This is a genomic window from Heyndrickxia coagulans DSM 1 = ATCC 7050, from assembly GCF_000290615.1.
GTDB lineage: Bacteria > Bacillota > Bacilli > Bacillales > Bacillaceae_C > Weizmannia > Weizmannia coagulans.
Genome location: NZ_ALAS01000114.1, coordinates 1 through 379 on the forward strand (window position 1 = coordinate 1; position 379 = coordinate 379).

The window sequence follows — 379 nt, forward strand, 5'->3', positions numbered from 1 at the left end:
AAATCTGGATGAAAAGGCAAAAAAAAAATCGGGATAATTAATTTTCCAGAGCCTCGCTCAAGGGTATATTTTTATTTTGGCAGAGGCTCAAAGGAAATACACCCGATGGGAAAACATTAGAACCGACATTGGAGACGTTTAAGGCAGAGCACCCCGAGATGGCTGAGCAGTTGAGCTTTATCTTGGCAGATGGAATCTACCAAACGCCGGAAAATCAAAAAGTGACAAAGGATGTATTACAGGCGAAATTGGTGGCACCGATCAACCCACGGAACCGTAAAGATAAACCAATGATGCTAGTATAGTTTCATGGACACCCTTTAGTGAAATATAATATTAACGAAGGGATGTGTCCTGATATGGGTAACACAAGCGAAAA

At 41.2% G+C, this 379-nt stretch carries 1 protein-coding gene; it reads left to right on the top strand.

The window, feature by feature from the left end:
- The first annotated feature begins 158 nt into the window (after nt 1–158).
- Nucleotides 159–305 carry a hypothetical protein gene (locus IC21_RS16160; protein WP_235801106.1) on the top strand — a complete coding sequence of 49 codons (147 nt, stop codon included), beginning with the start codon at nt 159–161 and terminating at the stop codon, nt 303–305.
- The last annotated feature ends 74 nt before the right edge of the window (nt 306–379 follow it).